Origin of the sequence: Frigoribacterium sp. PvP054 (assembly GCF_040547465.1) — a bacterium.
Lineage (GTDB): Bacteria > Actinomycetota > Actinomycetes > Actinomycetales > Microbacteriaceae > Frigoribacterium.
Genome location: NZ_JBEPPU010000020.1, coordinates 1 through 18156 on the forward strand (window position 1 = coordinate 1; position 18156 = coordinate 18156).

Sequence of the window (18156 nt, forward strand, 5' to 3'; positions counted from 1 at the left end):
ATCGCGCGGCTCACGCACGCGAGGCCGCACCACGTCCGCGTCGTCGAACCACCCCCGAGCGTGGTTCGACGACGCGACGGTGGTGCGACCTCAGGCCGCCGGGGCCGTCGAGCCGCCCTTCCGCTGCTTCAGCCAGAGCACCAGCACGAAGCTGAAGATCACGAGCACCATCCACGAGCCGATCTTGCTCGGGTGCACGAGGCTCCAGCCGTCGGCCTGCGAGGCGTAGGTCCAGGCCCCGAGCAGGGTCGCGACGTTCTCGGCGACCCAGATGAACACGCCGATCAGGGCGAACGACACGAGCAACGGCATGCGCCGGTCGACGCCCCGCACGCGGAAGGTCACCGACCGCCGCGCGATCAGCAGCGTGGCGACGCCGAGCAGCACCCAGCGCAGGTCGGTCACCCAGTGGTTGGTGAAGAAGTTGACGTAGAACCCGACCGCGACGGCCATGGTCGCCGCCATCGGCACGGGGTCGACGCGCAGGTCGAGCCGGCGCCACGCCTGGCAGACGTAGCTCGCGACCGCCGCGTACATGAAGCCGTCGCGTCCGCGACGCCGACGCCCCCGCGGACACGCGAGAGCCCCCTCACCGGGCGGGTGAGGGGGCTCTCGTGGGGTGCTCGTCGGCGTCCCGCGCTGCGGGTCGCTGGTACGCACCGTCGACGGGCCGGGCGTCAGCCCGTCCGAAGTCGTGCACCGGGCCGGGGCCCGGGGTGATCAGATCTGGTCGTCGTCGACCAGGCCCGCCACGAAGGGGTAGCGGTCGGCCACGTACTCGTGGAGGTCGGGGTGGACGAGGGTGTCGAGGGAGGGGAGCGAGGGGGTCATGGTGGGCCGTTCAGTCGAGGTCGTCGGTGTCGTCGAGGGCGGTGTCGAAGTACGACACGTGGTCGCCGACCTGGTCGGCGAGGATGCGCTGCGCGAAGGTCATCGAGCCTGCCTCAGGCCGACATCGCGTGGGCCGGGGCGGCCACGAGGAAGTCGGCGTAGGTGGGCTCGTCGACCGCGACAACCGCCGAGACGGAGGCGGCGACGGGAGCGGCGAGCGAGACGGCTGCCGCGCGGGCACGACGCCGACGCGGGTAGGTCTCGATGCGGGCCGCGGGGACGCGGGGGTCGCGGCGGTAGAGGCCGGAGTCGACCCGACCGGTGGTGGCGCGGGTCGCCGTGGGGCGGGCCGAACCCACCGTGCCGCGGACGAGGGAGACGAGCTGCTCGTGGCCGAGGCCCTGGAGGGAGGTGCTGCTGATGGTCATGTTCTTCTCATTTCTGGTGACCCTGCGCCACCTGAGGAACCTGCTGGAACGTGGGACGCCGCCCGTGAAGTCGGTGCCCGTACCGCCGTGAACCGGTACGTCGACAACTCTGACAGGTGAGTAGCTAGATGATCTAGCCAGATCGTCGAGAGTGCGCATTGCGGACATGGCGGGCCCGGTCCAGCTTTGGATCTGTGTTCTTCTTCGTTTTTCTGCTTTTGTCTTGTTTTCGGCCCTGAAGCGTCGTACAGTCGGCGCAACGGCGGGTCGACCACAGCCGAACGGACATCAGCAGCACGGCGAGACGACGAGGAGGTCGCATGTACGCCACCGAACGCCACGAGTCGATCGCCGAGGCCCTGCGCTCCGACGGCCGCGTCTCGGTCAGCGACCTCGCCCTCCGTCTCGACGTCACGGCCGAGACCGTCCGGCGCGACCTCGACGCCCTCGAGCAGTCCGGTCTGCTGCAACGGGTCCACGGCGGTGCCGTCGCCGCGGGCCGCTCGAGCGTCACCGAGCTCAGCCTCAGCGAGCGCGAGACCCGGCACAGCCCCGAGAAGACCACGGTCGCCCGGGCCGCCGCCCACCTCGTGCCCCCGACCTTCACCGGGTCCATCGCCCTGGACGCCGGCACCACGACGGCCGCCGTCGCCGCCGAGCTCGCGCGCTGGACTCCCGCGACCCCCGGCACCGTCCTCACCGTCATCACGAACGCCGTGCCCATCGCGGCCCTGTTGCAGCACAGCGCGCACGTCGACCTGCACCTGCTCGGCGGTCGCGTCCGCGGCCTCACCAGCGCAGCCGTCGGCACGAGCACGGTCGAGCAGATCCAGGCGCTCCGCCCCGACATCGTCTTCGTCGGCGCCAACGGCCTGAGCGCCGGCTTCGGCCTGTCGACCCCCGACGAGTTCGAGGGGGCCGTCAAGTCCGCCTACGTGCGGGCCGGGCGCCGCGTCGTCGCCGTGGTCGACCAGACGAAGCACGGCGAGGAGGCGCTGGTGCGGTTCGCGCGCCTGGCCGAGGTCGACACGGTGGTCACCGACGCGACCCCCGCCCCCGACCTGGCCGACGCCCTCGAGCTCGCCGACGTCGAGGTGATCGTCGCGTGAGCGCCCCCGCCCTCGCCCCCGTCCGCACGACCCGCCCCCTCGTGCCCCCGCACGACCTCGTCCCGCCGCCCGGAGGCACCGCATGATCCTCACCGTCACCGCGAACCCCTCGCTCGACCGCACGATCGAGCTGCCGGGCGCGCTGCAGCGCGGGTCGGTGCAGCGCTCGGTGAGCACCACAGACGAGCCCGGCGGCAAGGGCGTCAACGTCTCGCGGGCCCTCGCCGCGTCCGGCGCCGAGACCGTGGCCCTGCTGCCCGGCGCGCTCGACGACCCGGTCCTCGCCGCCCTCCGCGAGCGCGGCGTGCCGACCGTCAACCTGCCGATCAGCCAGCGGCTCCGGGCCAACGTCACCCTGACCGAGCCCGACGGGACGACGACGAAGGTCAACGAGCTCGGCCCCGACCTCGGCGCCCACGTCGACGAGCTCACCGCCCTCGTGGTCGAGCACGCGGCGCTCGCCTCGTGGCTGGTGCTCGCCGGGTCGCTGCCCCCCGGCCTGCCGACGACCTGGTTGGCCGACGTCGTCCGAGCCGTGCGCGCCTCCTGCGGTGACGCCGCCCCGCGCATCGCGGTCGACTCGTCGGGCGAACCGTTCGCGGCGCTGATCGCCTCGGGCGTCGGCATCGACCTCGTCAAGCCCAACGCCGACGAACTCGCCGAGATCGTCGGCGGCGACCCCGTGGCGTACGAGGCCGACCCGGCCTCGGCCGTCGCCGGGGCCCGCCGCCTGCGCGAGCTCGGCGTCGAGACCGTGCTGCTCACCCTCGGCAGCGCGGGCGCCCTGTTGATCGACGACGAGGGGTCGTGGTTCGCCGCCGCCCCCGTCATCACCGCCCTGAGCACGGTGGGCGCCGGCGACTCGTCGCTGTCGGGCTACCTGCTCGCCGAGACGGCCGGGGCCCCCGCCCCGGCCCGCCTCGCCCAGGCCGTCGCGTCCGGGGCCGCCGCCGCGGCCCTGCCCGGCAGCATCGTCCCCCGCCTCGACCAGACCTTCCCTGACGACATCGACGTCGTCCCGGTGGCCCCCGCGGCCGTCGGGCACCTCTGAGCAGCGTCGCCCAACCCCAAGGAGCAGAACAGCATGTCATCCCTCATCAGCACCGACCTCGTCGGTCTCGACGAAGACCTGGGCGGCACGTCGACCGACGTCATCCGCGCCCTGGCGGCGCGCGTCGCGGCCTCGGGCCGCGCCGGCTCGGCCGACTCGCTCGCCGACGACGCCATCAAGCGCGAGGCGTCGGTCGGCACGGGCGTCCCCGGCGGCATCGCGATCCCCCACGCCCGGTCGGCCTCGGTGACCGAGCCGACGCTCGCCTTCTCGCGCCTCGCGCGGACGGTCGGCTTCGGCGCCCCCGACGGCGACGCCGACATCGTCTTCATGATCGCGGTGCCCGAGGGCGCCGACGGCGACCACATGACGGTGCTCTCGACCCTCGCCCGGGCGCTCATCCGCGACGACTTCACCGCCGCGCTGCGGGCCGCGAGGACGCCCGCCGACATCGTCGAGCTCGTCGACGACGAGGTCAGCGGCGAGGTCGCCGAGACGCGCGGCGCCACCGCGACCTCCGCGGCCGGCGCGACCGGCGCCTCCTCGGCCGAGGGCGGTGCCCGTCGACCGAAGCTGGTGGGCGTCACCGCCTGCCCCACCGGCATCGCCCACACCTTCATGGCCGCCGACGCCCTGGTCGCCGCCGCCAAGCGCCTCGGCGCCGACCTGCAGATCGAACCGCAGGGCTCTGGCACGGTCACCCCGCTCGACCCGGCCGTCATCGCCGAGGCCGACGCCGTCATCTTCGCGGTCGACGTCGACGTGCGCGACCAGGGTCGCTTCGCCGGCAAGCCCGTCGTCCGCGGCCCGGTCAAGCGCGGCGTCGACGCCCCCGACGCCATGGTCAAGGAGGCGCTGGCCGCCGCGAACGACCCGAACGCCGCCCGCGTGGGCGGCACGGCCGCCGGAGCCGTCGCCGGCTCGACCGCCGAGAGGCAGGGCCTCGGCTCGTCGCTCAAGCGCTGGTTGCTGACCGGCGTCTCGTACATGATCCCGTTCGTCGCCGGTGGCGGCCTGCTGCTCGCCCTGGGCTTCCTGCTCTCGGGCTACGAGATCGCGGGCAACGCCGCGACCGTGCTCACCGACTACTCGCTCTTCAACCTGCCGCCCGAGGGCCTGATGTACTTCCTCGGTGCCGCGGCGTTCCAGATCGGCAACCTGTCCATGGGCTTCCTGGTGGCCGCCCTCGCCGGTTACATCGCCTACGCCATCGCCGACCGACCCGGCATCGCGCCCGGTTTCGTCGCCGGTGCCGTCGCCGTCTTCATGGGGGCCGGCTTCATCGGCGGCCTCGTCGGCGGTCTGCTGGCCGGCTTCGCCGCCTACTGGATCGGCAAGCCCGAGGTGCCCCGCTGGCTGCGCGGCCTGATGCCCGTCGTGATCATCCCGCTGTTCGCGTCGATCTTCGCCTCGGGTCTGCTGGTGCTCGTGCTCGGTGGCCCGATCGCGGCCCTGACGGTCGCCCTGACCGACTTCCTGAACGGCCTGAGCGGCACCGGCGCGATCGTGCTCGGCGTCATCCTCGGCCTGATGATGTGCATCGACCTCGGCGGCCCGGTCAACAAGGTCGCGTACTCGTTCGCCGTCGCCGGCCTCTCGGCGGGCTCGCTCTCCGACAACCCGGCCCCGCTGATGATCATGGCCGCCGTCATGGGCGCCGGCATGGTCCCGCCGCTGGCGATGGCCCTCGCCTCGACCGTCCTGTACCGCAAGGGCTTCTCGCAGGTCGAGCGCTCCAACGGCACGGCCGCCTGGCTGCTCGGCGCCTCGTTCATCTCGGAAGGCGCGATCCCCTTCGCCGCCGCCGACCCGCTGCGCGTGATCCCCGCCAGCATGGTCGGAGGCGCGGTGACCGGAGCCATCTCGATGGCCGCGGGCGTCACGTCGCAGGCACCCCACGGCGGCATCTTCGTGTTCTTCGCGATCGGCAACCTGGGCATGTGGGCGCTGGCGATCGTCGCCGGGACCGTGGTGAGCGCGCTGGTGCTCGTCGTGCTGAAGAAGTTCGTCCGCCGAGGTGCGGTGGCCGGGGCCGACGCGTCGGCCGAGGCCGCCGAGGCCGGCTCGGTCGTCGGACAGCGCAGCCCCGTCGCCGCGTAGTCGACGCGACCACACGCGGAGGCGCGCTCCGGGGAGACCCGGAGCGCGCCTCCTCGTCGTCACCGGCCCGCGGACGGACGGCCGCGTCCTCTACCCTGGCGTGAGCAACCGATTGGACCCCACGCCGTGACCGACATGAGCCTGAGGCTCCCCACCACCCATTTCCGTGCCGTGTTCGACCTGGGCCCGCGCCCGGCGGCGCAGACGCCGCTGCCGACGGCGCTCGGCAAGCCGAACCTGTACGCCGAGTACGACGACGACGACCTGATCACGGCGCTCTACGTCGGCTACGAGACCGGGCAGGTGCATCTCGAGACCACGCCCTCCGGCGAGGTCGAGCACCACTTCCACCTCGCGAACGGCGACGACAGCGACCTCAGCCCGTTCGGCGTCGCCGACACGCGCGTGCTCGTCGAGTGGTCGACCCGGCTGATCGTCGACCTGCACCGGCGCATGCCCGACCTGCTCGACGAGGTCGACGAGGCCGCCGCCTGGCACGACGCCGGCTTCGACCTCTACGTCTGCGAGGTCGAGGAGCCCCGCAAGCTCGACCTGGTCGAGGTCGACATCGAGGGCGAGCTGCTGACCCTGCCGTGGCTCGGCTCGGGCGCCGTCGAACACGACCACATCGAGGGCGACGACCACCCGATCGCGCTCAGCTGGACGCCGCAGGGGGCGTCCGACGGCGTGGCGATCGCCGAGGCCTGGCTCGACCCGCGCACCGACCAGCCCGTCACGAAGGCCCTGCCGGGCGTCGACTGGGACGCCGTCGGCTGGGGGCGTGACGAGGTGCTGCCCTGGCTCGAGGCGATCTACATGAACCACCACGTGCTGCCCGACGCCGCCGGCACCATCCTGACCGGCGTGCTCGAACGGCTGGGCGGCATCGACGGCACCGACTAGGTCGGGCCGGTCGCGTGCACACCGCGGCTCGTGCACCACGCCGCGTCTCGACGCGGTGCAGTGCACGGGACGCGGTGCGACACCGGCCTCGAGGCCGGGCCCCGAGGCGTCAGGGCGTGCGGGGGCCGCCGAGCGTGTCGCTCGGTCGCTCGCCGAACTCGCGGGCGTAGCGCTCCGAGAACCGGCCGAGGTGGGCGAAGCCCCAGCGGCGGGCGACCGCGCCGACCGTCTCGCCCGGGCGCCCCTCGAGGGCGGCGAGCTCGTCGTGCGCCCGCTGCAGCCGCACGCCCCGCAGGTGCGCGGTGGGCGTGTGGCCGAGCTGCTGCTGGAACGTGCTCTGCAGCACCCGGGCGCTGACGCCGACGGCCTCGGCGACGTCGACCGCGCTGATCGGCCGGTCGGCGTGGGCGTCGATGTAGTCGACGGCGGCGTCGAGCCGGGACCGTCGGACCGAGCGCGCCGGGCCGGCACCCGTCCCCGACCCCGCACCCGCGCCTCCCGGGCCGCCGGCGGGCTCGGCGAAGGCGTCGAGCAGGGTGTCGGCGGCGAGGGCCGTGGCGTCGGCCACCGAGAGCGCGGTGGCCGCGGCCGGGCCGAGCAGCGCCTCGGCGAGCGTCGCGGTCGCCTTCCGCCATGCGACGCGCCGGTCGCCGCGGAGCACGAGGTCGTGCCGCAGCCGGAGCGGTGCCGGGTCGCGCCCGTCGCGCACCGAGGCGTACCAGACCAGCCAGCGACGGTCGAGGTGCAACAGGTTCAGCCGGTAGGCGGCGTAGTCGAAGGTGAACTCGCGGTCGGACGGGAACGCGAAGGGCTCGCCGCTGCGCACGCCGACCTCGGCACGACCGACGTCGACGACTCCCCCGCCGGTCGAGAACCAGGCGGCGACGTAGTCGTCGGGCGGCCGCACCGTGCCCCGCAGGGACGCCCCGAACCGGCAGCTCACGAGCGACACCGGACCGGAGCCCACGGCGACGTGCTGCCACGAGAAGTCGTCGCCCGGGCGGCCGGGTTCGAGGTCGTGGCCCTCGTAGCCCAACTCGAACGCCTGCACCGCGGACTCGGGCCGCACGCCGCCCACCCGGAACCCGGCGGGAGGCGCGGCGTCGGCGGTCATGCCGTCATCGTCGCGTGGGGCGGCGCGTCCGTCCAGCCCGGTTCGCATCGGGGCCAGCGTCGCGCGGTGCCAGGATGGCGGGATGAGCGACTCGCCCGCACCGCGCCTCCTGACGCTGTTGGTCCTCGACGTCACCGACGAGGCCCGTGACGACCCCGCATTCGAGCGCGAGCTCGACGACCTGTCGACCTCGGTCGTCGCCGCGGCCGAGCAGGTCGGCTTCGCGGTGCGGCGGGTGCCGGCGAACCGGCTCGGCGACGTGCGCGCCGCCCTGGCCCAGGCCGACGCGGTGCTCGTCACCGGCGGCGAGGACGTCGACCCGAGCCACTACGGCGGCCCCGCCGACTATCCCGGCCGCGGCCAGACCTTCGCCGAGGCCGACCGGGTGCAGCTCGACGTCGTACGCGGGTCCGTGGAGGCGCGGCTGCCGCTGGTCGGCATCTGTCGCGGCATGCAGGTGGTCGACGTCGCGCTCGGGGGCGACCTCGTGCAGCACCTCGAGCACCCCGGCCACGTGAACCCCGACAGCGTCGAGGACAGCATGGTCGACCACCCCGTCCGCCTCGCCGACGACAGCACGCTCGCGTCGGTGCTCGGCACGACGTCGCTGGTCGTGCGCAGCTCGCACCACCAGGCGGTCGGCCGGCTGGGCGACGGGCTGCGGGCCGTCGCGTGGGCCGACGACGGCACGGTCGAGGCGGTCGAGCACGACTCCGCGCCGGTGTGGTGCGTCCAGTGGCACCCGGAGGACCGCGGGGCGACCGGCACGGTGCTGACCGACCTGCTCGTCGCGGCACGCGACGCCGCGCTCGCGCGGGACGCTGCGCGCGCGTGACGCTCGGCAGAGCTGTTCCCGGCCGCCGATGGTGCTGAACATGTCGACGAACGGCCAGGTCTCACGGGCTCTTTCGCAGTAGGTCCTCGGCCGACCCCTGGCGCATGGTGACGATCACCACACCTCGCCACCGGCCTCTGAGCACCAGCTCATTCCAGGGCGCGAAAGACCCTGGCGCGTTCGCCCTGCGGGACAGGGTCCGACCTACGCCGCGTCACGCCTTTCCTCAGCGACGAAGAACCGCTCGGCAAAGTGATCCCAAACGGCCAGGAAGTCGACAGATGGGTTCATGACCCACTGGCGCTCCAGGCCAGTCCAGAACGACATCAGTTCCCGAGCCGCCAGCGCCCCGTCCCGCTTCCAGCTGAGGAACTGCTCGAGGTTCGCGTAGTTGGACACCTCGCGGTCGGCGAAGTACGCGTGGGCTGGGTGGGCCGGGTCGACCGCCTCGGCGCCGAGCACGACGTAGAGCCGCACCAACTCACGACGCTCGAGGTTCCGGACGACGACGTTCCGCAGTACGGCTGCCACAGCTTCGGGACTCGAGCCCCCCTGCGACACCGGGGTGTCCATCGTGTCCACCTCGTCTCGGCGCGCGAGGACGGCCGCGAGAAGGGCCTGCATCGATGGAAAGTGGTGAAGGACCGAGGGCCCCTTGATCCCGCACGCAGAAGCCACGTCCGTCAGCGACACGGCATTGAATCCCGCCCGCGAGATCAAGCGAGTGGCCTCATCGATGATCTGGCGTCGCCGAACTTCAGGCGCCAGGCGGACTTGTGGCTTCTTCGCTCGCGTCGTGACGACAGGCATGAGGCTCCCTACTGGACAAGCTCGGACTCCGACTGTAATCTACCGATCGCTAGACACAATCTAGCGGCCACTAGGTAAGAGCCGTCCGAGACAGACTCCGGCGAATCTATCTTTCTCATCGCACTCTCCATAGCTTGTTTCATCACAATGAGGTCATGAAATGTCGGATGTCCCCAACTCATCCCCTTCCAACTCGGCTGCAGCCTTCGAGGTAGCTTCCGAGGAAATCGGTGCAGCCGTTGCTGCCACCGAGGCACCCGGAGGACCAGACCGTCTTCCCAAAAAGCAGATCGTGCTGGCCCTGCTGGCTCAGCTCACGCTCTACATCGCGTTCGTCGCCCCCTCGTCGTTCTCTCTCGCGGTGCGCATCCAGGCACTGGCTCCGGACGCTCGGAACACGGCCCTTGCCTTCGCGATCGGCATCCCCTGCACCATCGTCATCTTCCTGACGCCGCTCGTCGGAGTCCTCAGCGACAGGACGCGATCCAAACTTGGCCGCCGACGGCCGTGGCTCCTGCTCGGAGTCCTCACCGGCATGGTGGGCGCTGCCATCATCGGGTTCCTTCCGAACCTCGGGGCCCTCATCACGGGCTGGACCATCGCCTACATCGGCTACACGATCACGGCAGTCATGATCCTGGCCTTCTTCGGTGATCGCCTGCCCGAGAACCAGCGTGGCCGCGTGGCCGGCATCAACGGCACCCTCACCTACATCGGCCCGATCGTCGGCATCACCCTGGCAAGCCAACTGACGGAGATGCCGGCTCTGATGTTCCTGATCCCCGGCGTCCTCGCGCTCCTCGGTGGACTCGTCTTCGTCGTCACCATGAAGGACGTTCCCGTGACGACCCCCCGTTCCGCCGTCCGGGCGAGCGAGATCTTCCAGGGGTTCTGGTTCAACCCGAGGAAGTACTCCAACCTCGGTTGGGTGTGGCTGAGCAAAGCGCTCGTCTTCCTCTCCCTCGCGTTCACGTCCATCTACGGCGTGTACCTCCTGACCTCTCGCGTTCAGCTCTCGGCAGCCGAGGTCGGAGGCATCGTGGCCCTTGCCGGAACTGCGGGTGTGGGCGTCTCGATCCTGGGCGCGCTCGGGTCCGGATGGCTCTCGGACAAGCTGGGGACGCGCAAACCGTTCCTCTGGACCAGCGCCATCGTGATCGGCATCGCTGCGGTGGTCACGGGCACCAGCACCGGCGTACCGCAGTACATCTTGGGCGGCATCATCCTGTCGTTCGCCGTCGGTGTCTACGGCGCCGTCGACCAGGCCGTGCAACTCGACGTCCTTCCCCAAGAGGAGGACCAGAACGGACGATTCCTCTCCACCCTGGGACTCGCGAACCAGATCCCCCAGGCCGTCGGCCCCTTCCTCGCCGGCGCCATCATCGCCGTCGCGGCGGGGAACTACTCGTCCGTGTACTACGTGGCCGGGGCCTCCGCCGTCCTCGGCGGTCTCGCGATCCTGCCCATCAGCCTCGGCAAGCGCGCCAACGAGTCGACCACCAGCATCAAGACGCCCAGTTGACCCGAGACGACGGCCCTGTCCCCGATCCTAGAAAGACGACGATGACCGACTTCCCCACGACGTTCCTCTGGGGCGCTTCGACCGCCCCGCACCAGATCGAAGGCAACAACGTCAACAGTGACTGGTGGTTCTATGAACAGGTCATGCCGCACTTCGGACCCAGCGGCGACGCCGTCGACAGCTACCACCGCTACCGCGAGGACATGACCCTCTTGGCCGACGCCGGCCTCACCACGTACCGGTTCGGCATCGAATGGGCGCGGGTGGAGCCGCTGCCTGGCCAGTTCTCGCGCGCGGCCCTCGACCACTACCGCCGCATGATCGATACAGCCCTTGAGCTCGGCCTCACACCGGTCGTGACCCTCCACCACTTCACCGCGCCGAAGTGGTTCGTCGAGGAAGGCGGCTGGATGGGCGACGACGCCATCCATCGGTTCAGCTCCTACGTGACCGAGGTGACCAAGATCCTCGACGGGGTCGAATGGGTGTGCACCATCAACGAGCCCAACATGCTGGGGCTCATGGTCCTCATGTCGGCGGCCATCAACCCGGACGCCAACGCCGGCTTCGCCACCCCCACGGTGCAGCAGGACCAGGGGGTCGTCATCCCGCCGCCTTCGCCGGTGGTCGGGCAGCGGCTCGTCGAGGCACACCGTGCCGCTCGGAGCATCTTGAAGACGAAGACACGTGCGCAGGTCGGCTGGACCGTGGCCCTGATGGGACTCTGGGCCACCAAGGAGAACGCCGACCACCTCGAATCGGAGCGCTCGGTGCGTGAGGACCTGTACCTCGAGGGAGCCCGGGGCGATGACTTCATCGGTGTCCAGGCGTACTCGACCCGAGAAGTCGACCAGAACGGTCTCGTCACCGCCGCGCCCAGCCCGAACAACACCCTCACGGGTGATGCTTTCCGCCCCGAGGCACTGGGGATCGCCATCCGCCGGGCCCACGAGATGACCGGTCTCCCGATCCTCGTCACGGAGAACGGCATCGCGACGGCAGACGACGAGCAGCGCATCGCCTACACCACGGGTGCACTCCAGGGGCTCCTCCGCACCCTCCACGACGGAATCGACGTACGCGGATACCTCCACTGGAGCGCTCTGGACAACTTCGAGTGGGGCCACTGGGAGCCGACATTCGGTCTCATCGGGGTCGACCGCAGCGACTTCTCCCGGCACCCGAAACCGAGCCTGGCCTGGCTCGGCGACATCTCCCGCACCAACGGCGCATCCCTTCCCGCCGACAGCTGACCGAGCCGACCTCCAGCAGACACGACGAGTTCTCCGACACCGAAAGATCCGCATGACACCCCACCCGTATCAGGACCCATCCCTCGACACATCCGCTCGCGTCGAGGACCTCTTGGGCCGGATGTCCCTGGAGGACAAGGCGGGACAGCTCAGCCAGTACTTCTACCTCGGCGCCGTGGGTGATGTGCCGGAGGACTTCGACTACGAGTCCCTGCCTCCGGAACACCAGGCGTTCGCCCGCCAACCAGCGGTGCTGAAGGCGGCGATCGCCAGCGGCGGGACCGGATCGGTCTTGTTCGTCACGGACCCGGCCACGACAAATGAACTTCAGCGATCGGCTGTCGAGCAGTCTCCACACGGCATCCCGCTGCTGTTCGGCTTCGACGTCATCCACGGGCTCCGGACGATCTTCCCGGCCTCGATCGGCATGGCTGCATCCTGGGACCCGGAGCTGGTGCGCGCCACACAGGCAGTGGCAGCACGCGAGGCCCGCGCGGTCGGCATCCGATGGACCTTTGCCCCGATGGTCGACATCGCCCGCGATCCGCGATGGGGCCGCATCATCGAGGGCGCCGGCGAGGACCCGTTCCTGGGATCCGCGATCGCCGCAGCCCACGTCCGCGGATTCCAAGGCAATTTCGGGCCCGAGAACATCCTCGCGGGCCCGAAGCACTTCGCCGGATACGGAGCAGCTCGAGGCGGCCGCGACTACGACGACGTGGAGATCTCCGACAACGAACTGTGGAACGTCTACCTGCCACCCTTCACGGCGGCGATCAACGCCGGGGCCAGCACCATCATGAGCGCCTACATGGATCTCAACGGCGTCCCGGCGAGCGGCAACCATCACCTGCTCACCGACATCCTCCGCGACGAGCTCGGCTTCGACGGGTTCGTCGTGTCCGACAACAACGCCGTCAAGTCGCTCGTCACGCAGCACTTCGCATCGTCCTCGCCCGACGCCGCTGCCCGGGCAGTGACGGCTGGGCTGGACATGGAGATGTGCCTGACCGAACCCGCCTTCGCTTCCCTGCCCGAGGCCGTGGCAGAGGGGCTCATTCAAGAGGATCGGATCGACGCTGCCGTTCGCCGTGTCCTCACGGCGAAGTTCCGCCTGGGACTCTTCGAGGCCCCCTACGTCGACGAGACCGCAGCTCCCGGCGTCCTGGCCGACGCGTCACACCGGGACCTCGCGCGCACGTCAGCCGAGCGGTCCATCGTCCTCCTGAAGAACGACGGCGTCCTCCCCCTCCGGGATACGAACGCGAAGTCGATCGCGGTCATCGGTCAACTGGCGGACAGCAAGCGCGACACTCTTGGCCCGTGGGTCTTCGATCACGACACAGATGACACGGTCACCATCCTCGAGGGCATCACATCGCGCCTCCCTGACGGCGCGAACGTGCTCTTCGCGCCGGGGGCTGGCGTTCCGGCGAGGACATTCCTGTCCATGTTCGATGCGATGGACGCCACCGTCGTCGGCACGCCAGCGGATCACGACGACGATGTCGAGATCGATCGCGCCGTCGCGATCGCCGCCGAGGCGGAGGTCGCAATCGTCGTCGTGGGTGAGCGGCAGAACCAGATCGGCGAGAACGCGTCCCGGTCCACGCTCGACCTGCCCGGCCGGCAGCTCGAACAACTGCAACGGATCGTCGCTACCGGCACCCCGGTCATCGTCCTGGTGATGTCCGGCCGACCGCTCGATCTCCGGTGGGCGGACGAGCACGCGGCCGCCATCGCCGAGGTCTGGTACCCCGGCAGCCGTGGTGGCCATGCCGTCGCGTCCGTCCTGTTCGGCGACGTGTCCCCAGCGGCCAGACTCCCCTTCTCGTGGCCGCGTCACGTCGGACACGTCCCCCTCGTGTACTCACACCTCCGGACCTTCCAGCCCGAGAACCAGGGCACGCGCTACTGGGACGAAGAGTCCACCCCGCTCTACCCTTTCGGTCACGGCCTCAGCTACAGCACCTTCAGCTACCACGACCTCGGACTCGATCGGCCCGTCATCGAACGTGGTGAGACCGTCACCGTCTCACTCGATGTGACCAACGACTCCGACCATGCTGGCGACGACGTCGTGCAGCTCTACATCCACCAGCGACACGGGGCATCCTCTCGGCCCGTCAAAGAGCTGAAGGGGTTCCAACGCGTGAGCTTCGCGCCCAAGGAAACCAAGACCGTCACCTTCACACTCGGACCCGACGAGCTCCGTCACTGGAGTGCCGCCACCGGCGGCTGGACACAGGACCGCACCCACATCGATATCTGGGTCGGCGGCTCCTCCGCCGACACCGACCTCTCGACCATCCTCGTCGTCTCCTGAGCCCGCGACACGACCACCACCGCGACCACGGAAAGCAGTGACATGAGCATCACCTCCTTCAACCACTCATGGACCGTCCGTCCCAAGGTCAGCCCCTATGCACAACTGCAGGGCGCCCCCACAGCTGGCGAGCCGGTCACGCTTCCCCACGACGCGATCATCGGACAGCCGCGCTCAGCCGCCGAGACAGTAGGTGGCAGGAACGGTTACTTCCCGGGCGGTGTCTTCGAATACTCAAAGACCTTCGACGTCCCAGAGCACTACCGCACCAAGGTCGTCCGCCTCGAGTTCCAGGGGGTGTACCGCGACGCCATGGTCTACGTGAACGGCACCTTCGCCGCGCAGCGCCCGTCGGGCTACGCCACCTTCGTCGTCGACCTGAACCCGTTCCTCCGATACGGCGAACAGAACACCATCCGCGTCGACGCGCGCGCCCACGACGACTCCCGCTGGTACACCGGCACCGGCATCTACCGCGACACGCGACTCATCGTGTCCGACCTGACACACATCCCCCACGATCGCATCAGGATCACCACCCCCGACATCGACACCGACCGGGCCGTCGTCGAGGTCGTGACCCCGATCAACAACGACTCTCTGCACACCGTGACGCGCATCGTCGACACCGTCATCGTCGACCCCGACGGTGTCGTCGTGGCCGAGGCGTCCTCCCCCAGCACTGTCCGCTCTCGTGAGGGCGCACCTGTCCGGCAGCGACTCTTCGTCCAGGCCCCCTCGTTGTGGAGCCCGGACTCGCCATCCCTTTACATGGTGCGTTCCGTCCTCCGCGACGGGACGGACGTCCTCGACACCCACGACACCACCCTCGGCATCCGCACCCTGCAGCTCGACCCCCTCAAAGGTCTCCGGATCAACGGGGAGACCGTCAAGCTGCGCGGGGCGTGCATCCACCACGACAACGGCCCCCTGGGCTCCGCCACGATCGCCCGCGCAGAGGAACGACGTGTCGAGCTGCTGAAAGAGGCCGGCTTCAACGCCATCCGAAGCTCTCACAACCCGATGAGTCAGGCGATGCTCGACGCCTGCGACCGCCTCGGGATGCTCGTCATGGACGAGACCTTCGACATGTGGACCGAAGGCAAGTCCCCCTACGACTACTCCCTGGCGTTCGCGGAGTGGTGGGAACGGGACGTCGAGTCCCTGGTCGCGAAGAACTACAACCACCCCAGCGTGGTGTTCTACTCGATCGGCAACGAGATCCTCGAGACCGGCGACCCACTGGGATCGACGTGGGGTCGACACCTGGCCGAGAAGATCCGCAGCCTGGACTCCACACGGTTCGTCACCAACGGCATCAACGGCTTCGTCTCCGTCCTCCAGGACGTCGTCCAGATGATGCAGGCCAACGCCAGCCAAGCGGGCGGCGACGGGCAGGAGACCGGAGGCGGCGTCAACGACCTCATGAATTCCGCCGCCGACTTCATGAACCAAGTCAGCGCCTCCCCCCTCGTGACGGAGAAGACCGAAGAGTCCTTCGCACTCCTGGACGTGGCCGGCCTGAACTACGGCGACAGCCGCTACCTCATCGACAAAGATCTTTTCCCCGACCGGATCATCGTCGGAAGCGAGACGTTCCCTCCCGGCATCGCCCGCTACTGGCGCCTCGTCGAAGACAACGCTCACATCATCGGAGACTTCACCTGGACTGGCTGGGACTACCTCGGCGAAGTCGGCATCGGCCGGGTCCAGTACGCGGATGAGGCCCCCGTCTTCGAGGCCCCGTACCCCTGGATCGCGGCCTGGTCCGGGGATCACGACATCACCGGGCACCGACGCCCCATCTCCTACTACCGCGAAACCGTCTACGGTCTTCGCCACAGCCCCTACATCGCCGTGTTCCGACCCGAGAACCACGGCAGGGCCGTCCGTCCCGGCATGTGGGCCTGGAGCGACACCGAGTCGAGCTGGACCTGGAACGTCGCCGACGGCACAGCGACGTCCGTCGAGGTCTACAGCGACGCCGACGAGATCGAACTCATCGTCAACGGGACCTCGCTCGGAAAGAAGCCCGCCGGCCGCGACCACGCCTTCATGGCCACCTTCGACGCGACATACGCACGCGGTGACGTGACCGCGATCGCCTACGTCAACGGTGAGGAGACCGCCCGGACCACCCTCCACACGGCACAGGACGACGTGCGTCTCGCCATCGATGTCGACCGCTCGGTCATCCGCGCCGACGACACCGACCTCGCGTACGTCACCATCCATCTCACGGACGAGAACGGCGTCATCCACCCCGGCGCCGACCGAGACGTCCACGTGGTCGTGACGGGGCCCGGGGTTCTCCAAGCCCTCGGCAGCGCCCGGCCCGACAACGACCAGCCCTACGGCGGCACCTCCCACCGGACGTACCAGGGACGCGCGCTGGCTCTCGTTCGACCGACCGGCGCAGGGACGGTGACCATCACCGTGTCGGCGGACGGCCTCGGCGAACGACGGGTGGACGTCATCGCCGCCGACCAGGAAGACCGCTCAGCCGCGGACTCGTCCGGTGAGAACGGCTCGAGCGATGGAGCCGCGGTCGCGGGGACCGGAGAGGTCGATGTCCACTAGCCCGCCGAGGTCGACCGCCCCTGTTCCGCAGCTGATCGTGGCCGGAGGAGCAGTCCTCGACGTCACCACCGGAACCACTCAGACCGCAGACATCCGCATCGAGGACGGCACGATCACCGAGATCGGCACCGACCTCGACGCGCGCGGCTGGTCCCGGCTCGATGCCTCCGGCGCGGTCGTGATGCCGGGCCTGATCGACGCGCACGTGCACCTCACCGCCTTCAGCGCCGACTTCCGGGCCCTCGAACAAACCGCAGCGTCCTACGTCTACGCCCACACCGCCAAGGCCACGCGAGAGACCCTCCAGCGCGGTTTCACGACCGTCCGCGATCTGGGAGGCGCGGACCACGGACTCGCCCAGGCCCAGCAGGAGGGACTCGTCGTCGGACCTCGCGTCTTGTTCTGCGGCCACGCGATCAGTCAGACCGGCGGCCACGGTGACATGCGCCTCCCCGGTGAGGAGCACTCACCAGGCACACCAGGAAGCTGCGGTCTCGGCACTGTCGCAGACGGTGTCGACGCGGTGCGGGCGGCTGTGCGCAACGAGATCCGCAAGGGAGCGCACCACATCAAGATCATGGCCTCCGGCGGAGTCTCCTCGCCTACGGACCGGATCGACTCCACCCAGTACTCCCTCGGCGAGATCCAAGCCGCGGTCGACGAAGCCGACGCAGCGAACCGGTACGTCGCCGCCCACGCGTACACGGCCCGAGCCATCAACCGGGCGTTGCGAGCCGGAGTGCGCTCCATCGAACACGGCAATCTGCTCGACGACGAGAGCCTGGCCCTGTTCCGCGAGCGCGACGCCTTCCTCGTCCCCACCCTCGTCACCTACTGGGCACTGCAGGAGGAAGGCCGCGAACACGGCCTCTCGGAAGGCATGTGGCAGAAGGTCGACACGGTCTTGCAGACCGGACTGGATGCGATCCGACGGGCCCACGACGCCGGCGTCAAACTCGTCTACGGTTCCGACCTGCTCGGCGGCATGCAGCGACACCAGAACGAGGAATTCCGTCTCCTGGCCCAGGTGCAGCCCGCCATCGATGCAATCCGTTCAGCGACCGTGACTGCAGCCGACCTGCTCGGACGCACCGGTGAGCTCGGGGTCGTCGCAGAGGGTGCCATCGCCGACCTGCTCATCGTCGACGCCGATCCCAGCGCTGACATCGGGGTGCTCGCGGACATCGCAGACCATGTCGTCGCGATCATCCAAGGCGGTCAGATCGTCCACAGCACACCAAGGCTGCAAGTCCTCCGACGAGGGGACGACCTGTGACCACCGACGGTTGCACCA

Annotated in this window: 14 protein-coding genes; 10 read left to right on the plus strand and 4 right to left on the minus strand. The window is 69.8% G+C overall.

The features are described 5' to 3' along the window. Positions 1-90: 90 nt before the first annotated feature. Complete coding sequence (locus ABID81_RS15220) at positions 91-537, minus strand: DUF817 family protein (RefSeq protein ID WP_354595620.1); 447 nt, start codon at positions 535-537, stop codon at positions 91-93. Between the two features lie 407 nt (positions 538-944). After that, complete coding sequence (locus ABID81_RS15225; RefSeq protein ID WP_354595621.1) at positions 945-1259, minus strand: hypothetical protein; 315 nt, start codon at positions 1257-1259, stop codon at positions 945-947. A 320-nt stretch (positions 1260-1579) separates the two neighbouring features. On the opposite strand from ABID81_RS15225, the gene ABID81_RS15230 reads away from it, so the two are divergent. The 4 genes from ABID81_RS15230 to ABID81_RS15245 all read left to right on the plus strand — a co-directional run bounded on the left by ABID81_RS15230 (position 1580) and on the right by ABID81_RS15245 (position 6422). Then, a complete protein-coding gene (locus ABID81_RS15230) occupies positions 1580-2368 on the plus strand; it encodes a DeoR/GlpR family DNA-binding transcription regulator (protein WP_354595622.1) in 789 nt (262 codons plus the stop codon). An 82-nt stretch (positions 2369-2450) separates the two neighbouring features. Then, positions 2451-3419 (plus strand): 1-phosphofructokinase family hexose kinase, encoded by a 969-nt coding sequence (locus tag ABID81_RS15235; protein WP_354595623.1) that lies wholly within the window; start codon positions 2451-2453, stop codon positions 3417-3419. A gap of 33 nt (positions 3420-3452) precedes the next feature. Further along, on the plus strand, positions 3453-5519 hold the full coding sequence (locus tag ABID81_RS15240) for a PTS fructose transporter subunit IIABC (RefSeq protein ID WP_354595624.1): 2067 nt from the start codon (positions 3453-3455) through the stop codon (positions 5517-5519). 126 nt (positions 5520-5645) lie between these two features. Beyond that, positions 5646-6422 (plus strand): hypothetical protein, encoded by a 777-nt coding sequence (locus tag ABID81_RS15245; RefSeq protein WP_354595625.1) that lies wholly within the window; start codon positions 5646-5648, stop codon positions 6420-6422. A gap of 109 nt (positions 6423-6531) precedes the next feature. On the opposite strand, the gene ABID81_RS15250 is transcribed toward ABID81_RS15245, so the two are convergent. Next, positions 6532-7536: a helix-turn-helix transcriptional regulator gene (locus ABID81_RS15250; RefSeq protein ID WP_354595626.1), complete on the minus strand. Its 1005-nt coding sequence runs from the start codon at positions 7534-7536 to the stop codon at positions 6532-6534. Positions 7537-7618: 82 nt separating this feature from the next. On the opposite strand from ABID81_RS15250, the gene ABID81_RS15255 reads away from it, so the two are divergent. Beyond that, positions 7619-8371: a gamma-glutamyl-gamma-aminobutyrate hydrolase family protein gene (locus tag ABID81_RS15255; RefSeq protein ID WP_354595627.1), complete on the plus strand. Its 753-nt coding sequence runs from the start codon at positions 7619-7621 to the stop codon at positions 8369-8371. Positions 8372-8575: 204 nt separating this feature from the next. On the opposite strand, the gene ABID81_RS15260 is transcribed toward ABID81_RS15255, so the two are convergent. Continuing rightward, a complete protein-coding gene (locus ABID81_RS15260) occupies positions 8576-9181 on the minus strand; it encodes a TetR/AcrR family transcriptional regulator (RefSeq protein WP_354595628.1) in 606 nt (201 codons plus the stop codon). A 292-nt stretch (positions 9182-9473) separates the two neighbouring features. Between ABID81_RS15260 and ABID81_RS15265 the strand changes: the two genes are divergently transcribed. Genes ABID81_RS15265 through ABID81_RS15285 form a run of 5 tightly spaced genes read left to right on the plus strand, consistent with a single transcriptional unit; the run spans position 9474 to position 18138 of the window. Continuing rightward, the gene (locus ABID81_RS15265; RefSeq protein WP_354595629.1) at positions 9474-10703 is read left to right on the plus strand and encodes an MFS transporter; all 1230 of its coding nucleotides are present in this window, start codon (positions 9474-9476) and stop codon (positions 10701-10703) included. A 41-nt stretch (positions 10704-10744) separates the two neighbouring features. After that, a complete protein-coding gene (locus ABID81_RS15270; protein WP_354595630.1) occupies positions 10745-11956 on the plus strand; it encodes a family 1 glycosylhydrolase in 1212 nt (403 codons plus the stop codon). A 52-nt stretch (positions 11957-12008) separates the two neighbouring features. Further along, positions 12009-14282, plus strand: coding sequence for a glycoside hydrolase family 3 N-terminal domain-containing protein (locus tag ABID81_RS15275; RefSeq protein WP_354595631.1), 2274 nt, complete (start codon positions 12009-12011; stop codon positions 14280-14282). Between the two features lie 42 nt (positions 14283-14324). Next, the gene (locus ABID81_RS15280; protein ID WP_354595632.1) at positions 14325-16862 is read left to right on the plus strand and encodes a glycoside hydrolase family 2 TIM barrel-domain containing protein; all 2538 of its coding nucleotides are present in this window, start codon (positions 14325-14327) and stop codon (positions 16860-16862) included. Continuing rightward, a complete protein-coding gene (locus tag ABID81_RS15285; protein ID WP_354595633.1) occupies positions 16819-18138 on the plus strand; it encodes a metal-dependent hydrolase family protein in 1320 nt (439 codons plus the stop codon). Before ABID81_RS15280 ends, ABID81_RS15285 begins: the two co-directional genes overlap by 44 nt. The last annotated feature ends 18 nt before the right edge of the window (positions 18139-18156 follow it).

Excerpts from the sequence above, each read along its gene's own strand:
- ABID81_RS15220 (WP_354595620.1), bottom strand. The coding sequence starts at position 537 with ATGTACGCGGCGGTCGCGAGCTACGTCTGCCAGGCGTGGCGCCGGCTC.
- ABID81_RS15225 (WP_354595621.1), bottom strand. The coding sequence starts at position 1,259 with ATGACCATCAGCAGCACCTCCCTCCAGGGCCTCGGCCACGAGCAGCTC.
- ABID81_RS15230 (WP_354595622.1), top strand. The coding sequence starts at position 1,580 with ATGTACGCCACCGAACGCCACGAGTCGATCGCCGAGGCCCTGCGCTCC.
- ABID81_RS15235 (WP_354595623.1), top strand. The coding sequence starts at position 2,451 with ATGATCCTCACCGTCACCGCGAACCCCTCGCTCGACCGCACGATCGAG.
- ABID81_RS15240 (WP_354595624.1), top strand. The coding sequence starts at position 3,453 with ATGTCATCCCTCATCAGCACCGACCTCGTCGGTCTCGACGAAGACCTG.
- ABID81_RS15250 (WP_354595626.1), bottom strand. The coding sequence starts at position 7,536 with ATGACCGCCGACGCCGCGCCTCCCGCCGGGTTCCGGGTGGGCGGCGTG.
- ABID81_RS15255 (WP_354595627.1), top strand. The coding sequence starts at position 7,619 with ATGAGCGACTCGCCCGCACCGCGCCTCCTGACGCTGTTGGTCCTCGAC.
- ABID81_RS15260 (WP_354595628.1), bottom strand. The coding sequence starts at position 9,181 with ATGCCTGTCGTCACGACGCGAGCGAAGAAGCCACAAGTCCGCCTGGCG.
- ABID81_RS15270 (WP_354595630.1), top strand. The coding sequence starts at position 10,745 with ATGACCGACTTCCCCACGACGTTCCTCTGGGGCGCTTCGACCGCCCCG.
- ABID81_RS15275 (WP_354595631.1), top strand. The coding sequence starts at position 12,009 with ATGACACCCCACCCGTATCAGGACCCATCCCTCGACACATCCGCTCGC.
- ABID81_RS15280 (WP_354595632.1), top strand. The coding sequence starts at position 14,325 with ATGAGCATCACCTCCTTCAACCACTCATGGACCGTCCGTCCCAAGGTC.
- ABID81_RS15285 (WP_354595633.1), top strand. The coding sequence starts at position 16,819 with ATGGAGCCGCGGTCGCGGGGACCGGAGAGGTCGATGTCCACTAGCCCG.